Below are 19137 nucleotides of genomic sequence, written 5' to 3' on the forward strand. Positions count from 1 at the left end.
CCCGAAGTTTCACTTTGGGGGGATGGGGACTCCCCCCTGAAAGAGGTGAATCCTCTGCACGGCCCAACCAGGGCCGCCATCAGTTCGTACTGCGGTCTTGAGTTGCTGCTAGCTCGCCATGCGGCGGGCGGCGTCCTCGATGCGGTCCGCGAGGGAGCCGTTGATCACCTCGTCGCCGACCTGCACCCGGATCCCGCCGAGGACCGCGGGGTCCACGTCGAGGTTGAGGTGCATCCTGCGGCCGTAGAGCTTCGCGAGGGCCGCGCCGAGGCGCTGCTTCTGCGGGTCGCTCAGCGGCACCGCCGAGGTGACGACGGCGACCATGCGGTCGCGGCGCTCCGCGGCGAGCTTGGACAGGGACTCGAGGCCCACTTCCAGGCTACGTCCACGCGGCGCGGTCACGAGGCGCGTCACCAGTCGCTCGGTGGCCGCGTCGGCCCGGCCCCCGAGCAGACTGCGCAGCAGCTCGCTCTTGGCCGGGACGGTGGCCTTCCGGTCGGTCAGTGCGGCGCGCAGCTCGGTGTTGGAGGAGACGATCCGCCCGAAGCGGAACAGCTCGTCCTCGACGTCGTCGAGCGTGCCGGCCTTCTGCGCGGCGGTGAGGTCGGCGATGTTCGCCAGCTCCTCCAGCGCGTCCACCAGGTCGCGGGACTGCGACCAGCGGGAGCGCACCGTGCCGGCCACCAGATCGGCGGTGGGACCGCTGATCTGGCTGCCGAGCAGGCGCTGGACCAGCTCGGCCTTGCGGTCGGCGGCCTGCGCCGGGTCGGTGAGGACCCGACGCAGCGAGATCTCGCTGTGGAGCAGCGCCGTGACGGACGCCAGCTCCTGCGCGAGCAGCGCCGCGTCCACGGACGTGGAGTCCGTCAGCGCGTCGAGACGCTCACGGGCTGCTGCGAATGCCTCGCGGCTCGCTCCGTGTGCGGTCATCGAGACGCCTCGGCCTTCTCCTCGAGCTCGTCGAGGAAGCGGTCGATGACGCGGCTCTGCCGGGCGTGGTCCTCGAGGGACTCGCCGACGAGCTTGCCGGCCAGTTCGGTGGCGAGCTTGCCGACGTCCTGACGCAGCGCGGACGCGGCGGCCTTGCGGTCGGCCTCGATCTGGCTGTGTCCGGCGGCGACGATCTCCTCGCGCTGACGCTGGCCTTCCGCGCGCATCTCGGTGATGAGCGCGGCGCCCTGCTCCTGCGCCTCCTGGCGCAGTCGCGCGGCCTCGTGACGGGCCTCGGCGAGCTGTGCCTTGTACTGCTCCAGAACGCTCTGGGCCTCCGTGCGAGCAATCTCGGCCTGTTCGATCCCGCCCTCGATGGCGTCGCGACGCTCTTCCAGAACCTTGTTGATGTTCGGAAGGAGCTTCTTGCCCAGGACGAAGAACACGATCGCGAACGCGATCAGACCGATGACGAGCTCGGGGACCTCGGGAATCAGAGGATTCTGGGCCTCCTCCGCAGCCGCGAGTTGCAGCAAGGGCGAGATCACATCAGTTCCTTCCGTGGAATTCTCTCGTCAGCGCAGACGCGGATCAGGTGCTCGGGTAGACGAAGCCCATGACCAGGCCGATCAGGGCGAGCGCCTCACAGAGCACGAAGCCGAGGATCTGGTTCTGACGGATCAGGCCGGCGGCCTCGGGCTGGCGGGCCAGCGCCTGGGTGCCGTTACCGAAGATGATGCCAACGCCGACGCCGGGACCGATGGCCGCGAGACCGTAGCCGATTGCAGCGAGGTTGCCCTTGATCTGGACCGCGGCGAGGGTGTCGAGAGCGGACATGCCGTAACTTCCTTCTCTTTACACAGGCCGGTGGGGGTTGGCCACCGGAAGTTCTGGGGTGGGTGGTGCGGGTGCTCAGTGGTGCTCGGCGAGCGCGCCCTGGATGTAGCTGCAGGACAGGAGGATGAAGACGTAGGCCTGGAGAGCCTGGATGAACAGCTCGAAGACCGTCATCACGAGGACCATCAGGAACGAGACCGCCGAGTAGGCGATGCCGATGCCGTTGAGCAGGTACCAGGTTCCGATGGTGAAGATCAGGATCAGAACGTGGCCGGCGAACATGTTCGCGAAGAGTCGGACGGCGTGGGTGAACGGCCGGATGAACACGTTCGACAGGAACTCGAAGAACATGACCATCGGGAACACCGGGCCGAGCGAACGGTCGTAGCCGGTGATGTTCTTGAAGCCGCCGACGAAGCCGTGCCGCTTGAACGTGATGCTCATCCACAGGACGTAGACCAGAGCGGCGAGACCGGCCGGGAAGGCGATCACGGCGGTGGCCGGGAACTGGGCGATCGGGATGATCGACCACAGGTTCATGATCCAGATGAAGAAGAACAACGCGAACATCAGCGGGACGTACTTCTCGCCCTCGCGCTTGCCGATCGTCTCGTAGACGACGCCTCGGCGCACGAAGTCGTAGCCGGCCTCGCCGACCATCTGGAGCTTGCCGGGAATCAGCTTCGGCTTGTTGAAGGCCGCCCAGAAGAACCCGATGACGACGACGGTGCTCACCAGCGAGAGCAGCATCGGCTTGTTGAACTCGATGCCGCCGACGGTGAAGAGCGGCTCGAACATGAACGAGTGCAGGCCGGGGGTCGGGAAACCGCACCCGTCGAAAATATGACAGTCGGTCTCGAAGGCGAGCGTCTTGGCGTTACTCACCGCGAGCTCCTTCAGCGTGGCGCATGGGTACGGCAACCTCGATGTGTCGGCGCGGCCTGCGACCGCGGGACGGCACTGGACTGGACTTGCGGATAAGGGGGCGGCGACTGGGCTCCGAACCGTGAGACGTCACAGGCACGCTTGCCGCCCGCGCCAGCTCTGCCGCAGTTGTGGCGAGACCATAGCAAAAGAGCGGAAGGCCCTTTACACCGGCCCTACAGGTCACGACGACGTCCGGGCGGAGTCCGGCTCGACGTAGAGAATCTTGGCCTTCATGTGCGAACGCACCTGAGCCGCGATCCACACGAGGGTGGCGGCGAGCAGTGTGAACGCGAAGCATTTCGGATCGAAGACCGAGGTCCCCTTGAAAGTGATCAGGACGATCATCAGCAACAGGATCTGCGTGGTGTAGAGCAACAGCCCCATCATCTGGAACAGATGAGGGAACTGGCGCGCGGTGCGCAACAACACCACCAGTCCGCCCCCCATGAACAGCAGGACGAGCAGGGTGCCGAGGACGGCGCCGAGCGCTCCCTTGCCGCCGGCGACGGCGGCGCTCACCGCGACTCCCGCCACACCCGCGACAGCGGTGGGCAGGGCACAGTGCAGGAGCGTTCGTACGTCGTTGGACTGCATGGCGGCAACTCCGCAATCAAGGGGGGCAGGGTGTCGTCATGGACGAGCGTAGTCCCGGTCCGAGGGGCGACAGACCTCACGCCGCCTCGCTCCGACGGACCGTCATGGTGCGGTCCGTCAGCTCTGTCCGGGGGTACTCGTGAACCGTATCACAAACTATTTGATGAGGTCTTTACCTACTAGGTGTGCCCACTGTCACACATGAGAGTGACAGTGCGCGTCTGTGCGGAATCGCGGGGAGCTTGTCTGGTATTGGGAGCGTTTGACCGCCCGCATTTGCCCCACGACTTGGCAATGCTCTAGTCAGATTCTTACCTTGTCGGGAGTGAGTGAGAAGGCGGGACGGCGGTCGCATCCGCCCCACCGTCATCACTGAACACCCCTCGTTCCGGGAGGGAAAAAGCCGCTCCGCGCCCGTACGCGGCCCGCGCACGCGCCCCGGGCCCGGCGCGCGCACACGCCGGCCCGCTCGCGCCGCCTCACGCCCGCTCGCGCTCCTGCGTCCGCACCCGCGCGGTCCGCTCCGACAGGGCGGTACTGCCGTTCAGCTTGCGGTGAGGGCCCGGTTCGCGGGCCGGGACCGTCTCCGCCGTCCGCTCGGCCGGGGCCGCTCCCACGGCGACCGGTCCGGCGGCGGCCGCCGCCACGGCCCCGCTCCGCGCCTGCTCCCGCCGCCGCCGGTAGCGGGGCGGGACGAAGGCCTCGGCCCAGCGCGGCGTGCGCGGCGTGAAGCGCGGCAGCAGAAGCAGTGCGAGGCCGACCGCGCTGAGCGCCACGACACCGAGGACGATCCACATGGAGGCCGAGTTGACCGAGTAGGCCAGCGCGCCGAACGCGATCAGCGCCGACCAGAAGTACATGATCAGCACCGCGCGGCTGTGCGAGTGGCCGATCTCCAGCAGGCGGTGGTGCAGATGCCCGCGGTCCGCCGCGAACGGCGACTGACCGCGCCAGGTGCGGCGCACGATCGCCAGGACGAGGTCGGCGGCCGGGATCGCGATGATCGTCAGCGGCATCACCAGCGGGATGTAGACCGGCACCATCTGGTGGACGGCGTTGCGCTCGGACCCGGAGAACAGCTTCATGACGTCGGGGTCGACCTGGCCCGTGATGGAGATCGCGCCGGCGGCCAGCACCAGCCCGATCAGCATCGAGCCCGAGTCGCCCATGAAGATCCGCGCCGGGTGCATGTTGTGGGGCAGGAAGCCCAGGCACATGCCCATCAGGATCGCCGCGAACAGCGTCGCCGGGGCGGCGGCCTCGATGCCGTACGAGTACCAGATGCGGTAGGCGTACATGAAGAACGCGGCCGCCGCGATGCACACCATGCCGGCGGCGAGGCCGTCGAGGCCGTCCACGAAGTTCACCGCGTTGATGGTGATGACGACCAGCGCCACCGTCAGCAGGGTGCCCTGCCACTGGGTGAGCGCGACCGTGCCGACGAGCGGGATGGGCAGCCACAGGATCGTCAGACCCTGCATGACCATGACGCCGGCGGCGATCATCTGGCCGCCCAGCTTGATCAGCGCGTCGATCTCGAACTTGTCGTCCAGGACGCCGATCAGCCAGATCAGCGCCGCGCCCGAAAGCAGGGCGCGCGGCTCGTTCGACTTCTCGAAGACCTCGTTGAGGTTGGTGAGGTGGTCGGCGACCAGCAGACCGGCGCACAGACCGAAGAACATGGCGATCCCGCCGAGCCGCGGAGTGGGTTCCCGGTGCACGTCACGGGCCCTGATCTCCGGCATCGCTCCGGCCACGATCGCGAACTTGCGTACCGGCCCGGTCAGCAGATACGTCACCGCGGCCGTGATGCAGAGCGTCAGCAGGTATTCACGCACGGGCTTCCCCACAGGTCTCGCTGGCCATCTCAGTCCCACACCCTAGCGATCGTCTACCGCACGGCGCATATGTGTGAGGACTGCCGGGTAGTGACGATGGTTTCACGTGAGGCTGTGGGCCGGGGCGCACGGGGGTGTGCGAGAGGGTGCGTACGGGGCGCGCCTGCCCCGGTTCAGTCCGGATACGGCGGAAACGCGCGGGTGAGATCGCGCACCTCCTCGCGGGCCCTCTTGCCCTCGACCTCTCCCCGCAGCACCCCCGCCAGCAGCGCCGCGATCCGCCTCGTCTCCTGCTCTCCCATGCCCTGCGTGGTCAGCGCGGCGGTGCCCAGGCGCAGGCCGCGGGCGTGCGCGTGCGGCAGGGCGCAGCAGTCCAGCACCATCCCGGCGGCCGCGAGCAGCCCCCGCGCGCCGCGGCCGTCGACGCCGAGCGGGGCGGGATCGGCCGTGATGAGGTGGGTGTCGGTCCCGCCGGTCGTGACGTTCAGCCCTTCACTCTCCAGAGCGGCGGCGAGAACCCTCGCATTGGCGACCACCTGATGGGCGTACACGCCGAACGCCGGCGTCGCCGCCTCGCCGAACGCGACCGCCTTCGCGGCGATGGTGTGCATCTGCGCGCCGCCCTGCGTGAACGGGAACACGGCCCGGTCCACCCGTTCGGCCAGGTCGCCGCCGCAGAGGAGCATCCCGCCGCGGGGCCCGCGCAGCACCTTGTGCGTCGTGGCGCAGACGATGTCGGCGTACGGCACCGGACTGGGCGCCGCTCCCCCGGCGACGAGACCGATGGGGTGGGCGGCGTCGGCGATGAGGTAGGCGCCGACCTCGTCGGCCACCTCGCGGAAGAAGGCGTAGTCGATGTGGCGGGGGTAGGCGATGGACCCGCACACGATGGCCTTGGGCCGGTGGCCGCGGGCCAGCGTCCGGACCTGCTCGTGGTCGATGAGGCCGGTCTCCGCGTCCACCCCGTAGGGGACGAAGTCGAACCAGCGTCCGGAGAAGTTGGCGGGCGAACCGTGGGTGAGATGCCCGCCGTACGGCAGCCCGAGCGCGAGGACGGTGTCGCCGGGCCGCAGCAGCGCCGCGTAGGCGGCCAGCACGGCCGAGGACCCCGAGTGGGCCTGGACGTTGGCGTGTTCGGCCCCGAACAGTTCCTTGGCGCGGTCCACGGCGATGCGCTCGGCGACGTCGACGATCTCGCAGCCGCCGTGGTGGCGGGCCCCCGGATACCCCTCCGCGTACTTGTTGGCGAGCGGTGAGCCCAGCGCGGCCAGCACGGCGGGCGAGGTGAAGTTCTCGGCGGCGACCAGCTGCAGCGTCGTCGCCTGCCGCTCCCTTTCCCCGAGCAGGATCTCGGCCAGCTCGGGGTCCTGCCGGCGCAGGACGTCGGCCTCGGGGACATGGGTGACCGACATGATGCGCTCCGGGGCGTCGACGGTGACGTACGTCCAATGTAGGCCCGGCACAGGCCCCGCGCGCGGCCTCCACACCCTTCCGGGCGCATGCCTACGGGACCCGGCACCCGCCGGACGCCCGGCGAACGGCCAACGGCCCGCAGCCGACGGCACCCGGTGCCACCGCGGTGACCCGGGCCCGACCCGCCCGGAGCCCCGGTGCGGCGGCCACGGCGGGCTCCGCCGACCGAGCCGGGCCATCGCGCACGCCGGAGGGCTCCTTCGGGTCGAGGGCTCCTTCGGGTCAGGTGCGGGCGGGCACGCCCGTCAGGGCCGTGACGACCGGGTCCAGGGCCTGGTGTATCTCGTCGCCGATCGAGCGGAAGAACGGCAGGGGCGCCCCGTAGGGGTCGTAGACCTCGTCCGCCTCCGGCGTCGGGGCCAGGAGCCACCCGCGTAGAGCCGCCGCCGCGCGGACCAGGGCCCGCGCGCGCATCACCACGCCCTCGTCCAGCGAGGGCAGGGTGGCCGGGTCGATGGCGTTCACCAGCCGGGTGAACTCCTTCAGGGTGAAGGTGCGCAGGCCCGCCGAGTGGCCCATGGAGATGACCTGGGCGCGGTGGTCGCGGGTCGCCGTGAGGACCAGGTCGGCCATGATGACGTGCTCGTCGAGCAGCTCGCGGCCGGTGAAGCCGGAGGCGTCCGCGCCGAAGTCGGCCAGCACGGTCTCCGCGTTGGCCTCCATCGGCGCGCCCTCGTGGCCCCAGGTGCCCGCGCTCTCCACGATCAGCCCGCCGCCCAGCACCCCGAGCCGCTGCGACACGAAATGCCGGGTCAGCCGCTCGGTGATGGGCGAGCGGCAGACGTTGCCGGTGCTGACGTGGAGGATGCGGAAGGTGTCGCGCGGAAACCCGAACGTCGTCGTCTGCTCCGCGGCACGTTCCCCGTTGCCTATGCCACGCCCCGCGTCAGGGGCTGTCAATTCGCCACCTCGAGGTCGGGTACGACCTTCCGCAGCTCGTCCGCGGAGATCGCGCCCGCCCGCAGCAGCCGCGGCGCCTCACGGCTGACGTCGACGATCGAGGAGGGCACGTTGCCGGGGGTCGGACCGCCGTCGAGGTACACGGAGACCGAGTCGCCGAGCATCTCCTGGGCGTAGTCGCAGGTCTCCGGCGAGGGATGGCCCGTGAGGTTGGCCGAGGAGACCGCCATCGGGCCGACCTCCGTCAGCAGCTCGATGGCGACCGGGTGCAGCGGCATGCGGACGGCGACGGTGCCGCGGGTGTCGCCCAGGTCCCACTGCAGGGACGGCTGGTGCTTGGCGACGAGCGTCAGCGCGCCCGGCCAGAACGCGTCGACCAGTTCCCAGGCCATCTCGGAGAAGTCCGTGACGAGCCCGTGCAGCGTGTTCGGGGATCCGATGAGGACGGGGGTGGGCATGTTGCGGCCCCGGCCCTTGGCCGCCAGCAGGTCGGCGACGGCCTCCGAGGAGAACGCGTCGGCGCCGATGCCGTACACCGTGTCGGTCGGGAGGACCACGAGCTCGCCACGGCGGACGGCGGACGCGGCCTCGCGCAGACCGGTCACGCGGTCGGTCGCGTCGTTGGTGTCGTATCGCCGTGCCATTTAGCGGGCCTCCTCGTACACGAAGTACCTGTGCGCGTGTGGGTGCGCGTCCTGCTGCGGGTCGAAAGTATCGGGGACGACGCTCACGGCATCGCCCTGCGGGCCGTGGCGAAGCGCGGCCGGTTGTTGAGGTCGGGGTGGTCGGCCGCGTCGGCCCAGCCCCGCTCCTCGGTGAAGATCCACGGCACCTGGCCGCCCTGGGTGTCGGCGTGCTCGATGACGACGACGCCGCCCGGGCGCAGCAGCCGGTGCGCGGTGCGCTCGATGCCGCGGATCAGGTCGAGGCCGTCCTCGCCGGAGAACAGGGCGAGTTCGGGGTCGTAGTCCCGGGCCTCGGGGGCGACGTACTCCCACTCGGTGAGCGGGATGTACGGCGGGTTGGAGACGACCAGGTCGACCTGGCCGTCGAGGTCGCGGAAGGCGTCCAGGGCGTCTCCCTGCCGCAGGTCGACCCTGGACCCCTCCATGTTCTTGCGCGTCCACCGCAGGGCGTCCTCGGACAGCTCCACGGCGTGCACGCGGGAGCGCGGCACCTCCTGGGCGAGGGCGAGCGCGATCGCGCCGCTGCCGGTGCACAGGTCGACGATGCGGGGCTCGACGACGTCCATGGCGCGCACGGCGTCTATGGCCCAGCCGACGACCGACTCGGTCTCGGGGCGCGGCACGAAGACGCCGGGGCCCACCTGGAGCTCCAGGTACCGGAAGAAGGCCCGTCCGGTGATGTGCTGCAGCGGCTCGCGCTGCTCGCGCCGGGCGATGACCTCCCAGTAGCGGGCGTCGAAGTCGGAGTCCTGCACGGAGTGGAGCTGACCGCGCTTCACGCCGTGCACGAACGCGGCGAGCTCCTCCGCGTCGTTGCGCGGCGAGGGCACGCCGGCGTCTGCCAGCCGCTGGGTGGCCTGAGCTACCTCAGCGAGCAGCAGACTGCGGGGGCTTGGGGGACGTCCCCCAAATTTTTGCTGCACGCGCGTCCTCCGTGTCGTACTCGTCGTGCGTACGTCCTACATCGCCTACGCGGCTGCGAGCTTGGCGGCCGAGTCCGCGTCGACGCACGCCTGGATCACCGCGTCGAGGTCGCCGTCCAGGACCTGGTCCAGGTTGTACGACTTGAAGCCGACCCGGTGGTCCGAGATGCGGTTCTCCGGGAAGTTGTACGTGCGGATCTTCTCGGAGCGGTCGACGGTGCGGACCTGGCTGCGACGGGCGTCCGCGGCCTCCCGCTCCGCTTCCTCCTGCGCCGCCGCCAGCAGCCTGGAGCGCAGGATACGCATCGCCTGCTCCTTGTTCTGCAGCTGGCTCTTCTCGTTCTGGCAGGAGGCGACGACTCCGGTGGGAAGGTGCGTGATGCGCACGGCGGAGTCGGTGGTGTTGACGGACTGCCCGCCGGGGCCGGAGGACCGGTACACGTCGATGCGCAGGTCGTTGGCGTTGATCTCGACGTCGACCTCCTCGGCCTCGGGCGTGACGAGCACACCGGCGGCGGAGGTGTGGATCCGCCCCTGGGACTCGGTCGCGGGCACGCGCTGCACCCGGTGCACGCCGCCCTCGTACTTCAGCCGCGCCCACACGCCCTGTCCGGGCTCGGTCGCGCCCTGGCCGCCCTTGGTCTTCACGGCGACCTGGACGTCCTTGTAGCCGCCCAGCTCGGACTCGGTGGCGTCGATGATCTCGGTCTTCCAGCCGACGCGCTCGGCGTAGCGCAGGTACATCCGCAGCAGGTCGCCGGCGAACAGGGCCGACTCGTCGCCGCCCGCGCCGGCCTTGATCTCGAGGATGACGTCCTTGTCGTCGGAGGGGTCCCGGGGCACGAGCAGCAGCCTCAGCCTCTCGGTGAGCTCCTCGCGCTGCTTCTCCAGCTCCTTGACCTCGGCCACGAAGTCGGGGTCGTCGGCGGCGAACTCGCGCGCGGTCTCGACGTCGTCGCCGGTCTGCTTCCAGGAGCGGTAGGTGGCGACGATGGGGGTCAGCTCGGCGTAGCGCTTGTTCAGCTTGCGCGCGTTGGCCTGGTCGGAGTGGACCGACGGGTCGGCGAGCTTCTTCTCCAGGTCGGCGTGCTCTCCGAGCAACTCCTCGACGGCCTCGAACATGGTGGGCTCCTGAAATGACGAACGTGGGGGAAGGGCGGGCGACCAAAAACGCCGGTCCCGGCGTGCCCCCGGACGGGGACACTGCCGTGGACCGGCGAAGAGGGGCTCGCTACTTCTTGGAGCCGGCGGCGGCCTTGCCGAAGCGGGCCTCGAAGCGGGCCACACGGCCACCGGTGTCGAGGATCTTCTGCTTGCCCGTGTAGAACGGGTGGCACTCGGAGCAGACGTCGGCGCGGATGTTGCCGCCCTCGATCGTGCTGCGGGTGGTGAACGACGCGCCACAGGTGCAGCTGACCTGCGTCTCGACGTACTCGGGGTGAATGTCGCGCTTCAAGGTGTCTCCTAGTTTCGGGAGGGCGCCGGGTCGCTGTCGCGGGATACGACGAGCGTGAACCGGAGCCGACGTACCAGTCTGCCAGGACTGGCCGCATCCCCCAAAACCGGGGGGTGGGGCGATCTATTCCCGGCGGCCGTCCGGGCCCGGCCGGCCCGGACGCGCCCGCGCCCTCACGAGGGCGTCACGACGACGTCAGAACCACGTCAGGACCACGTCAGGACGACGTGACGACCCCGGCCGCCTCCCCCGTCGCGTTGCCCGTGGTGGCCGTCTTCGGGATGGGCCGGTCGTTCTTCAGGGCGGCCCAGACCTGCTTGGCCTTCGCCTCCGAGACGATGACCCGGTTGGGGTTGGACGGGTCGTACAGGACCGGCATCGTGACCATGTTCATGTTGCTCGCGCTGATGCCCTTGAGGCCGTTCGTGAAGGACATCAGGGAGTTCAGCGAGCCCAGGTGGGAGTCGGTCGTGACGGCCTTGGTGGCGGTGTCGGCGAGGTCGTACAGCTTCGTGCCGCTGGTGAACAGCCCGACGTGCTTGACCTGGTTGACGAGCGCCTTGATGAAGGCCTGCTGGAGCTGGATGCGTCCGAGGTCGGAGCCGTCGCCGACGCCGTGCCGGGTGCGGACCAGACCGAGGGCCTGCTCGCCGTCGAGGGTGTGCGTGCCGGCCTTGAGGTCCAGATGGCTCTCGGGGTCCTTGATGGCCTTGGTCGTGGTGACCGGGACGCCGCCGAGCTCGTCGATGAGCTTCTGGAAGCCGGAGAAGTCGACTTCCAGGTAGTGGTCCATACGGACGCCGCTGATCGACTCGACCGTCTTCACGGCACAGGCCGCGCCGCCCGTCGAGTACGCCGAGTTGAACATCACGCCACGCGCGGCGCCGTGCGCGACGCCCTTGGCGTCGGTGCAGGCGGGGCGGTCGATGAGGGTGTCGCGCGGAACGGAGACCACGCTCGCCTTCTTGTGGCCCTTGTACAAGTGGATGATCATCGCCGTGTCGGAGCGGGCGCTGCCGTCGTCGGCGCCGCCGCCCAGCTTCTTGTTGGCGCCGGAGCGGGTGTCCGAGCCGAGGACGAGGATGTTCTCGGAGCCGTTGTCGGCCTTGGTGGGCCGGTCCGTGCCCAGCGCCTGGTCGATGTTGACGCTCTTGATGTTGCCGTTGAGCTTGAAGTACAGGTAGCCCACTCCGGTGCCGCCCAGCACCACGATGCCCGCGGCGGTCCATGCGGCGATCATCAGCCCCTTGCGCCTGCCCCGCCGTCTGCGGTGGCGCGGGCCCTTGCTGCCGTCGGCCCCGCTCGTTGTGCCGGGCTCACCCGGTATGCCGGGCTCACCCGGTATGCCGGGCTCCGGCGTGCTCTCGGCGGACACTGTGCTCCTTTTGTCGCGTGACCTCACTATCGTGACTCCGCCAGGACAGACGGGGAAACTCAGGACAGGGTTGCACATCGCCGCCTGTCCCCCCTGCCGCGTACGGCATGCGAAGGGGCCGCCTCCGTGATAACGGAGACGGCCCCGAGGGTTCCGCGAAAGGCGCGGAGCACGGCATCAGCCGAAGAGGTTGAACGCTCCCCAGCCGGTGCCGACCTTGGCGCGTGCGCTGAACGGCGCGGTGGCGACACCGCGGCCCTGGTACAGCCAGAGCACGCCCGCGCTGTCCTTCACGACCAGGTCGGCCTTGCCGTCACCGCTGATGTCGCCGGTGCCGACGTAGGCGCTGTACGACCATCCCGTTCCGACCTTGACCCGCGCGCCGAAGGGCGCCGAGGCGACCTGGCGGCCCGGGTACAGCCAGAGCACGCCGGAGCTGTCCCGCGCGAGCAGGTCGGCCTTGCCGTCGTCGGTGTAGTCGCCCTTGCCCGTGATGGTCATCACGCCCCAGCCGGTGCCGACCTTGACGCGCGAACCGAAGGTCCCGTTGCCCTTGCCCGGGTAGACCCACAGGGCGCCGGCGCTGTCCTGGGCGATCAGGTCGGGCAGAGCGTCGCCGGTGAGGTCGCCGGGGACCTGGAGGTTCTTCATGGCGTTCCAGCCGCTGCCGACGCGGTGCTCGACATAGCTGTCGACGCCGTCGAACGCGAACCAGTACAGGACGCCGTCCAGGGTGCGGAACAGGTAGTCCTGGTAGGAGTCCCGGTTCAGGTCGGCCTGCCGGACGAGGTTGACCCCGCCCCAGTCGCCGAGCGAGGCACGGCGGCCCAGCCACGGCGACTTGCCGAGGGAGTAGTACTCGTAAGCCGTACCCGCGGACGTACGGGCGAACAGGTCCGCCTTGCCGTCGAAGTCCAGGTCGGTGTCGTCGATCCGCGCGTTGAGCGCACCGGCGTAGGAGCGGGTCTTGCCGTAGACGCTGTACGCGCCACTCGTGACGCAGTCCTTGACGCCCCAGGAGACGACGCCGGCGATACGCCCGTTGACCACGAGCGGGCCGCCGGAGTCCCCGTTGCAGGGGCTGACCGTGCCGGCGTCCTGCCCGGAGGCGGGGTTGCCGGCGCAGGCCATCTGGCCGGCCACGAAGTCGCCGGGGTAGTAGGCCGCGCAGCTGGAGTCCGCCCGCATGGGGACGGTCGCCTTCTTCAGCGTCAGGGATATGTCCTGGTTGGCGGAGCTGGTGCGACCCCAGCCGTACACCACCGCCGGCGTGCCGGCGTTGTAGGACACGGTGTCGGAGCTCGACGTGACCTGGAGCGTCTTGTAGGGCAGCGTCTGGTTCAGCGTCAGGACCGCGAAGTCCCCGCCGGTGGGGGCGCCGTCGACCACCTTGTACGTCGGGCTGACCCACTGGCGCCAGACGGCGACGGCCGTGCCGCCGTGCAGGCCGGTGTCGTCCGGCAGCTGGGTGGTGCCGGCGATGACGGTGCCGTGCTTCGTCCAGTCCAGCCCGGCCGCGCAGTGCGCGGCGGTGAGGACCTTCGCCGGCGCCACCAGGGTGCCGCCGCAGAAGTAGCCCTCGTCGTCGGAGGTGTCCGCGGTGCCCTTGTCGTCGAAGTAGTGCAGCTGCACCATCCACGGCGCCTCGGCGAGCGTGGCGCCCGTGCCGCCGATGATCTTCGGGTCGACCGTGGACGACGAGCCCTTGGGGCTCTCGGCGGCTCCGGGGGTCCCCGTCGGCTCGGTGGCGGTGTCGTCGCCGAGCGTCTTCTGGGCCCCCTCGACGCGCTTGAGCAGTTCGGCCTGCGAGGGGCTGGGCAGCTCCTTGGCCGCGCGCGGAGCCGGGAGCGGCGCCGTGTCGGCCGCCTCGGCGGGCATGGCCGTGAGAACCGCGCTTCCCAGCGCGAATGCGGCGGCTGCCGCGGGAAGAGCCCTGCGAGCTCTTCGAGAAGTTGATGTCACTCAGAATCTCCTGTCGAAGGACAGTACGGTGCCGCATGCGCATGACACACGTACGTGCGGCACCAAGCGATGGCGCTCGAAGGAGAGAGAAACCGCCCACGGGTGCGGAACCGCCGGAAGGCAGCCCGCAGCTCTCAGTGGGCGTATGAGAAAATACGTTCCCCCCCACAACTGCTCGATGAGCTTACAGCGCACAAGTCCGCCCCGTCACTTGGGTAACGGGGCGGACTTGGCAATGCTTTGGCGATATCCGGCCAGATCAGTCGTTGTTTCCCGGCGACGGCGTCGTCTTCTGGATCTGCAGCAGGAACTCGCCGTTCGACTTCGTCTGCTTCATCTTGTCGAGCAGCAGCTCGATCGCCTGCTGCTGGTCGAGGGCGTGCAGCACCCGGCGCAGCTTCCAGACGACGGCCAGCTCGTCGTTGCCGAGCAGGATCTCTTCCTTACGGGTGCCGGACGCGTCCACGTCCACCGCCGGGAAGATGCGCTTGTCGGCGAGCTTGCGGTCGAGCTTGAGCTCCATGTTGCCGGTGCCCTTGAACTCCTCGAAGATCACCTCGTCCATGCGGGACCCGGTGTCCACCAGCGCGGTGGCGAGGATGGTCAGCGAGCCGCCGTCCTCGATGTTGCGGGCCGCACCGAAGAAGCGCTTCGGCGGGTACAGGGCGGTCGAGTCGACACCACCGGACAGGATGCGGCCGGAGGCGGGCGCGGCGAGGTTGTACGCACGGCCCAGACGCGTGATCGAGTCGAGCAGCACGACGACGTCGTGGCCCAGCTCCACCAGGCGCTTGGCGCGCTCGATGGCGAGCTCGGCGACCGTGGTGTGGTCCTCGGCGGGGCGGTCGAAGGTCGAGGAGATGACCTCGCCCTTGACCGACCGCTGCATGTCGGTGACCTCTTCCGGACGCTCGTCGACCAGGACGACCATCAGGTGGCACTCGGGGTTGTTGTGCGTGATCGCGTTGGCGATCGCCTGCATGATCATGGTCTTGCCGGTCTTCGGCGGGGCCACGATCAGACCGCGCTGGCCCTTGCCGATCGGCGACACGAGGTCGATGATCCGGGTCGTCAGCACCCCCGGGTCCGTCTCCAGACGGAGGCGGTCCTGCGGGTACAGCGGGGTCAGCTTGTTGAACTCCGGTCGCCCGCGCCCGGAGTCGGGCGCCATGCCGTTGGTGGAGTCCAGGCGGACGAGCGCGTTGAACTTCTCACGACGCTCGCCGTCCTTGGGCTGACGGACCGCACCGGTGACGTGGTCGCCCTTGCGCAGGCCGTTCTTGCGGACCTGGGCGAGGGAGACGTAGACGTCGTTCGGACCCGGCAGGTAGCCCGACGTCCGGATGAAGGCGTAGTTGTCGAGGATGTCCAGGATGCCCGCGACGGGGATCAGGACGTCGTCGTCGGCGAGCTGCGGCTCCGCGGCGCCGATCTCGTCGCGCCCACGGCGGCCACGGCGGTCGCGGTAACGGCCGCGACGGCCACGCCGGCCGCCCTCGAAGTCGTCGTCGTCCTGGGGGCCGTTGTCGCGCTGCTGGCGGTCCTGGCGGCCGCCGCTCTGCTGCTGCTGGCCCTGCTGCTGACCGCCACGCTGCTGCTGACCGCCCTGCTGGTCGTCGCCCTTGCGACGGTCGCCGCGGTCACCGCGCTCGCCCCGGTCACCGCGCTCGCGGCCGCGCTCACGGCGGTCGCGGCGACGGCCCTCGGCGCCGTCGGCGTCACCGCGGGCATCGCCCTGCGGCTGGCCCTGGGCCTCGGTCTGGGCCGGGGCGGACGTCTCCGTCTTCGCGGCGGTCTTCGCCTCGGCGACGACCGTCTCCGGGCTGCCCGCGTCGGCGGTGGCGCGGCGACGACGGCGCTCGACGGGGGCTTCGCCGCCGGCCGGCTGGCCGGGGATCTCGATCTGCTGCTGGGCCACGGCCTTCTCGGCGGAAGCCTCGGCCGGGGCGGCGTCCGCCTTCTTCTCGGCGGCCTCGCCCGTGCGCGCCTTGGAGGTGGCGCGGCGCTTGGGCTTGGTCTCGGCGGCGTCGGCCGCGGGAGTCGCCTTCGCCGGAGCGGCTCCGCCTCCCCCGGCCTGCGCCTCCTTGATGACCTCGATCAGCTGGCTCTTGCGCATCCGCGCCGTGCCCCTGATGCCGAGTCCGGATGCGACCTGCTGCAGCTCGGCCAGCACCATGCCGTCGAGGCCGGTACCGCGGCGCCGCCGCGAGCCCGCACCGGTGGCAGGCGCGGAGGCGTCCGTGGCGGGCGCGGCAGCGGTCTCCTCGACACGTGCGCCCATCAGATCGGTGGTGTCGCTCACGAAGGGTCCTTCCCTGGAGCGGACGTCGGCCTGTCTGGCTCGGCGACCGTTTGTGCTGTCCGACTTCGATCCTTGCTGTGGCGAAGCCGGGGCGGTTGTCCGCCGAAGCGGCGGAAGAGATTTCTGGTGATGGCGCTTCCTGAGCGAACCGTGGCATCCAGTGTCACGTCGCGAGGTCGCACCGATTCCGGAGCGTGTCCCGAAGACCGCTCAGCGTCGCTGCACGGCGTACTGCCCAGGTACGACGTACGGAACGCAGTGCGGCTTGGGAAGCTCCCGGAAGAATGTCTGTCCCGAAGGGGGACACAAAGCACCTCGCCATGGTGGGGTCGGGTGCAGACTTGAGATTAACACTACCGGATCCAACAAACATTCCCCCTCTCGAAATCCGGCAACCGTGCACTTCTAGATGTCGCCGGAGGGCGCCAGGGGCAGCACGCTCGCCCCTCGCAGGTCCAGGGCCAGGCGGTTCGCAGCCCAGTGCGGGCCGGCCGAGGCCTCGATCTTTTCGGCCGTTCCCGCGTCGGCCAGCGCCATCACGGTGGGCCCCGCGCCGGAGATCACCGCGGGGATCCCGTCCGCGCGCAACCGCTCCACCAGTGCGGCGCTGTCCGGCATGGCCGGTGCGCGGTACTCCTGGTGCAGACGGTCCTCGGTGGCAGGCAACAGCAGTTCGGGACGTCGCGTGAGGGCCTCGACGAGCAGGCCGGCGCGGCCCGCGTTGGCGGCCGCGTCGACGTGCGGCACGGAACGCGGGAGCAGTCCGCGCGCGGTCTCGGTCAGCACCGGCTTTCCGGGCACGAAAACCACCGGAACGATGGAACGGGCGGGCTCCATCCTGATCGCCCGCGCGGCGCCCGCCTCCATCCAGGACAGGGTGAACCCGCCGAGGAGACAGGCCGCCACGTTGTCCGGGTGGCCCTCGATCTCGGTCGCGAGCTCCAGCAGGGCCGCGTCGTCGAGCCTGCTCTCGCCGCCTATGGTCACCGCGCGCGCGGCGACGATGCCCGCGCAGATCGCGGCCGACGAGGAGCCGAGACCCCGGCCGTGCGGGATGCGGTTGGCGCAGACGATCTCCAGACCGCGCGGCTGGCCGCCCAGGACGTCGAAGGCCGTGCGCAGGGACCGGACGAGAAGGTGCTTCTCGTCCCGCGGCAGCGTCTCGCTGCCCTCCCCCGCGATGTCGATGTGCAGCCCTGAGTCGGCCACCCGGACGACCACGTCGTCGTAGAGTCCCAGCGCGAGGCCGAAGGCGTCGAAGCCCGGGCCGAGGTTGGCGCTGGTGGCGGGGACGCGCACCCGGACGGGGGCGGCACGGAAGGCGGGACCGGCCATCTCGCGATGACTCTCCTTGAGCTGCGGGGCTGTCGAATGAGATGCGATGCGTAGGTGAGGACCCGGGACCGCGACGGCGACGGCGACGCGTCACTACGGCATATGCGGTGGGCGGGTTCGGTACAGCCTATCTAAGGAAGGTTCTGCCGCGACATAGGGCGCACAGGAGGCGCACGATGCGTGTCGTAAGCCCCCCGTGCACCCCGGATGGGGAAGTCCCCGGCGGGTCGCTCGCAGGTCACCTCGGGGATCCCAACCGCTTGGCGGAACACCGGCGGGCTTCACGGGGGGGGCGGGCCTCAGGCCACGTGCTTCGGCATCTGTCTCGGCAGCTGCGTCCGAGGCCGCGTCGGCATCTGCCTCGGCAGCCGCGTCACCGGGCGCCACCCGGCATCGCCCGGTGTCGCCCGATGACGCCTGATCCCGTCCGGTGACGCCCGATGACGCCTGATCCCGTCCGGTGACGCCCGATGTCCGTCCGCCCGACGTCCGTTTCCCGTCCGTCCGACGTCCGCCCTTCGCCCGTCCGGTGTCGCTTACGCGAGCCCGAGGCGCTCGGCGGCCGTCGCCGCGTCGACCGGGACGGTGACCGGCTGCGGTGCGCCCGCGACGGCCCAGTCGGGGTCCTTCAGGCCGTTGCCGGTGACGGTGCAGACGATCCGCTGTCCCGGGTCGACCTTGCCCTGCTCGGCCGCCTTCAGCAGACCGGCCACGGACGCGGCGGAGGCGGGCTCCACGAAGACGCCCTCCTGCGCGGCCAACAGCCGGTAGGCGCGCAGGATCTCACGGTCCGTCACCTCGTCGATGAAGCCGCCGGACTCCTCCTGCGCGGCCAGCGCGAACTTCCAGGAGGCCGGGTTGCCGATGCGGATCGCGGTGGCGATCGTCGACGGGTCCTTGACGACCTCGCCGCGCACGATCGGGGCGCTGCCGGACGCCTGGAAGCCCCACATCCGGGGCGTGCGAGCGGCGACCTTGTCGGCGGCGTACTCCTGGTACCCCTTCCAGTACGCGGTGATGTTGCCCGCGTTGCCGACCGGCAGGACGTGGATGTCGGGGGCGTCGCCCAGCATGTCCACGATCTCGAAGGCAGCCGTCTTCTGGCCCTCGATGCGCACCGGATTCACCGAATTGACCAGCGCCACCGGGTAGTTGTCGCTCAGCGCACGCGCCAGCGTGAGGCAGTCGTCGAAGTTGCCCTCGACCTGGAGGATCTTCGCGCCGTGGATGAGCGCCTGCCCCATCTTGCCGAGCGCGATCTTGCCCTGCGGGACGAGGACGGCCGAGACCATGCCCGCACGCACCGCGTACGCGGCGGCGGAGGCGGAGGTGTTGCCGGTGGAGGCGCAGATGACGGCCTGCGCGCCCTCCTCCTTGGCCCGCGTGATGGCCATGGTCATGCCCCGGTCCTTGAAGGACCCGGTGGGGTTCGCGCCCTCCACCTTGAGGTGGACCTCGCAGCCCGTGCGCTCGGAGAGCACCTGCGCGGGGACGAGGGGTGTGCCGCCCTCACGGAGCGTCACTACGGGCGTGCTGTCGGAAACCGGCAGCCGGTCCCGGTACTCCTCGATGATTCCGCGCCACTGGTGGGTCATTGCT

General features: G+C 70.1%; 17 protein-coding genes. All 17 read right to left on the reverse strand.

What is annotated here, in order from left to right:
- Positions 1 to 108 precede the first annotated feature (108 nt).
- Complete coding sequence (locus Sri02f_RS19460; protein ID WP_109002601.1) at positions 109 to 930, reverse strand: F0F1 ATP synthase subunit delta; 822 nt, start codon at positions 928 to 930, stop codon at positions 109 to 111.
- Positions 927 to 1475 (reverse strand): F0F1 ATP synthase subunit B, encoded by a 549-nt coding sequence (locus Sri02f_RS19465; protein ID WP_109003166.1) that lies wholly within the window; start codon positions 1473 to 1475, stop codon positions 927 to 929. The genes Sri02f_RS19460 and Sri02f_RS19465 overlap by 4 nt, the downstream gene beginning before the upstream one ends.
- Before the next feature lie 46 nt (positions 1476 to 1521).
- A complete protein-coding gene (locus Sri02f_RS19470) occupies positions 1522 to 1767 on the reverse strand; it encodes an ATP synthase subunit C-like protein (RefSeq protein WP_109002602.1) in 246 nt (81 codons plus the stop codon).
- A 75-nt stretch (positions 1768 to 1842) separates the two neighbouring features.
- Positions 1843 to 2652, reverse strand: a complete 810-nt coding sequence (gene atpB, locus Sri02f_RS19475) for a F0F1 ATP synthase subunit A (RefSeq protein ID WP_109002603.1) — start codon at positions 2650 to 2652, stop codon at positions 1843 to 1845.
- 222 nt (positions 2653 to 2874) lie between these two features.
- Positions 2875 to 3288, reverse strand: a complete 414-nt coding sequence (locus tag Sri02f_RS19480; RefSeq protein WP_109002604.1) for a Cg1360 family ATP-synthase-associated protein — start codon at positions 3286 to 3288, stop codon at positions 2875 to 2877.
- Positions 3289 to 3767: 479 nt separating this feature from the next.
- Positions 3768 to 5126, reverse strand: a complete 1359-nt coding sequence (locus Sri02f_RS19485; protein ID WP_109002605.1) for an MraY family glycosyltransferase — start codon at positions 5124 to 5126, stop codon at positions 3768 to 3770.
- Positions 5127 to 5299: 173 nt separating this feature from the next.
- Positions 5300 to 6538 carry a serine hydroxymethyltransferase gene (glyA, locus tag Sri02f_RS19490; protein WP_109002606.1) on the reverse strand — a complete coding sequence of 413 codons (1239 nt, stop codon included), beginning with the start codon at positions 6536 to 6538 and terminating at the stop codon, positions 5300 to 5302.
- A 283-nt stretch (positions 6539 to 6821) separates the two neighbouring features.
- Positions 6822 to 7499, reverse strand: a complete 678-nt coding sequence (locus Sri02f_RS19495; RefSeq protein WP_109002607.1) for an arsenate reductase/protein-tyrosine-phosphatase family protein — start codon at positions 7497 to 7499, stop codon at positions 6822 to 6824.
- Positions 7496 to 8143, reverse strand: coding sequence for an L-threonylcarbamoyladenylate synthase (locus Sri02f_RS19500; protein ID WP_109002608.1), 648 nt, complete (start codon positions 8141 to 8143; stop codon positions 7496 to 7498). Before Sri02f_RS19500 ends, Sri02f_RS19495 begins: the two co-directional genes overlap by 4 nt.
- A gap of 83 nt (positions 8144 to 8226) precedes the next feature.
- Positions 8227 to 9066, reverse strand: a complete 840-nt coding sequence (prmC, locus tag Sri02f_RS19505) for a peptide chain release factor N(5)-glutamine methyltransferase (RefSeq protein ID WP_069770011.1) — start codon at positions 9064 to 9066, stop codon at positions 8227 to 8229.
- Positions 9067 to 9153: 87 nt separating this feature from the next.
- The gene (gene prfA / locus Sri02f_RS19510; protein ID WP_109002609.1) at positions 9154 to 10230 is read right to left on the reverse strand and encodes a peptide chain release factor 1; all 1077 of its coding nucleotides are present in this window, start codon (positions 10228 to 10230) and stop codon (positions 9154 to 9156) included.
- 109 nt (positions 10231 to 10339) lie between these two features.
- On the reverse strand, positions 10340 to 10564 hold the full coding sequence (rpmE, locus tag Sri02f_RS19515; RefSeq protein ID WP_069769943.1) for a 50S ribosomal protein L31: 225 nt from the start codon (positions 10562 to 10564) through the stop codon (positions 10340 to 10342).
- Between the two features lie 217 nt (positions 10565 to 10781).
- Positions 10782 to 11939 carry an LCP family protein gene (locus Sri02f_RS19520; RefSeq protein WP_174855669.1) on the reverse strand — a complete coding sequence of 386 codons (1158 nt, stop codon included), beginning with the start codon at positions 11937 to 11939 and terminating at the stop codon, positions 10782 to 10784.
- Between the two features lie 177 nt (positions 11940 to 12116).
- Positions 12117 to 13817 carry a trypsin-like serine protease gene (locus Sri02f_RS19525; RefSeq protein ID WP_109002610.1) on the reverse strand — a complete coding sequence of 567 codons (1701 nt, stop codon included), beginning with the start codon at positions 13815 to 13817 and terminating at the stop codon, positions 12117 to 12119.
- 343 nt (positions 13818 to 14160) lie between these two features.
- Positions 14161 to 16203, reverse strand: a complete 2043-nt coding sequence (gene rho / locus Sri02f_RS19530; RefSeq protein WP_109002611.1) for a transcription termination factor Rho — start codon at positions 16201 to 16203, stop codon at positions 14161 to 14163.
- A 405-nt stretch (positions 16204 to 16608) separates the two neighbouring features.
- A complete protein-coding gene (gene thrB, locus Sri02f_RS19535) occupies positions 16609 to 17538 on the reverse strand; it encodes a homoserine kinase (protein ID WP_109002612.1) in 930 nt (309 codons plus the stop codon).
- Positions 17539 to 18074: 536 nt separating this feature from the next.
- The gene (gene thrC / locus Sri02f_RS19540; protein ID WP_109002613.1) at positions 18075 to 19133 is read right to left on the reverse strand and encodes a threonine synthase; all 1059 of its coding nucleotides are present in this window, start codon (positions 19131 to 19133) and stop codon (positions 18075 to 18077) included.
- Positions 19134 to 19137: the final 4 nt, after the last annotated feature.

The sequence above is a fragment of the Streptomyces rishiriensis genome, assembly GCF_003112535.1.
GTDB lineage: Bacteria > Actinomycetota > Actinomycetes > Streptomycetales > Streptomycetaceae > Streptomyces > Streptomyces rishiriensis.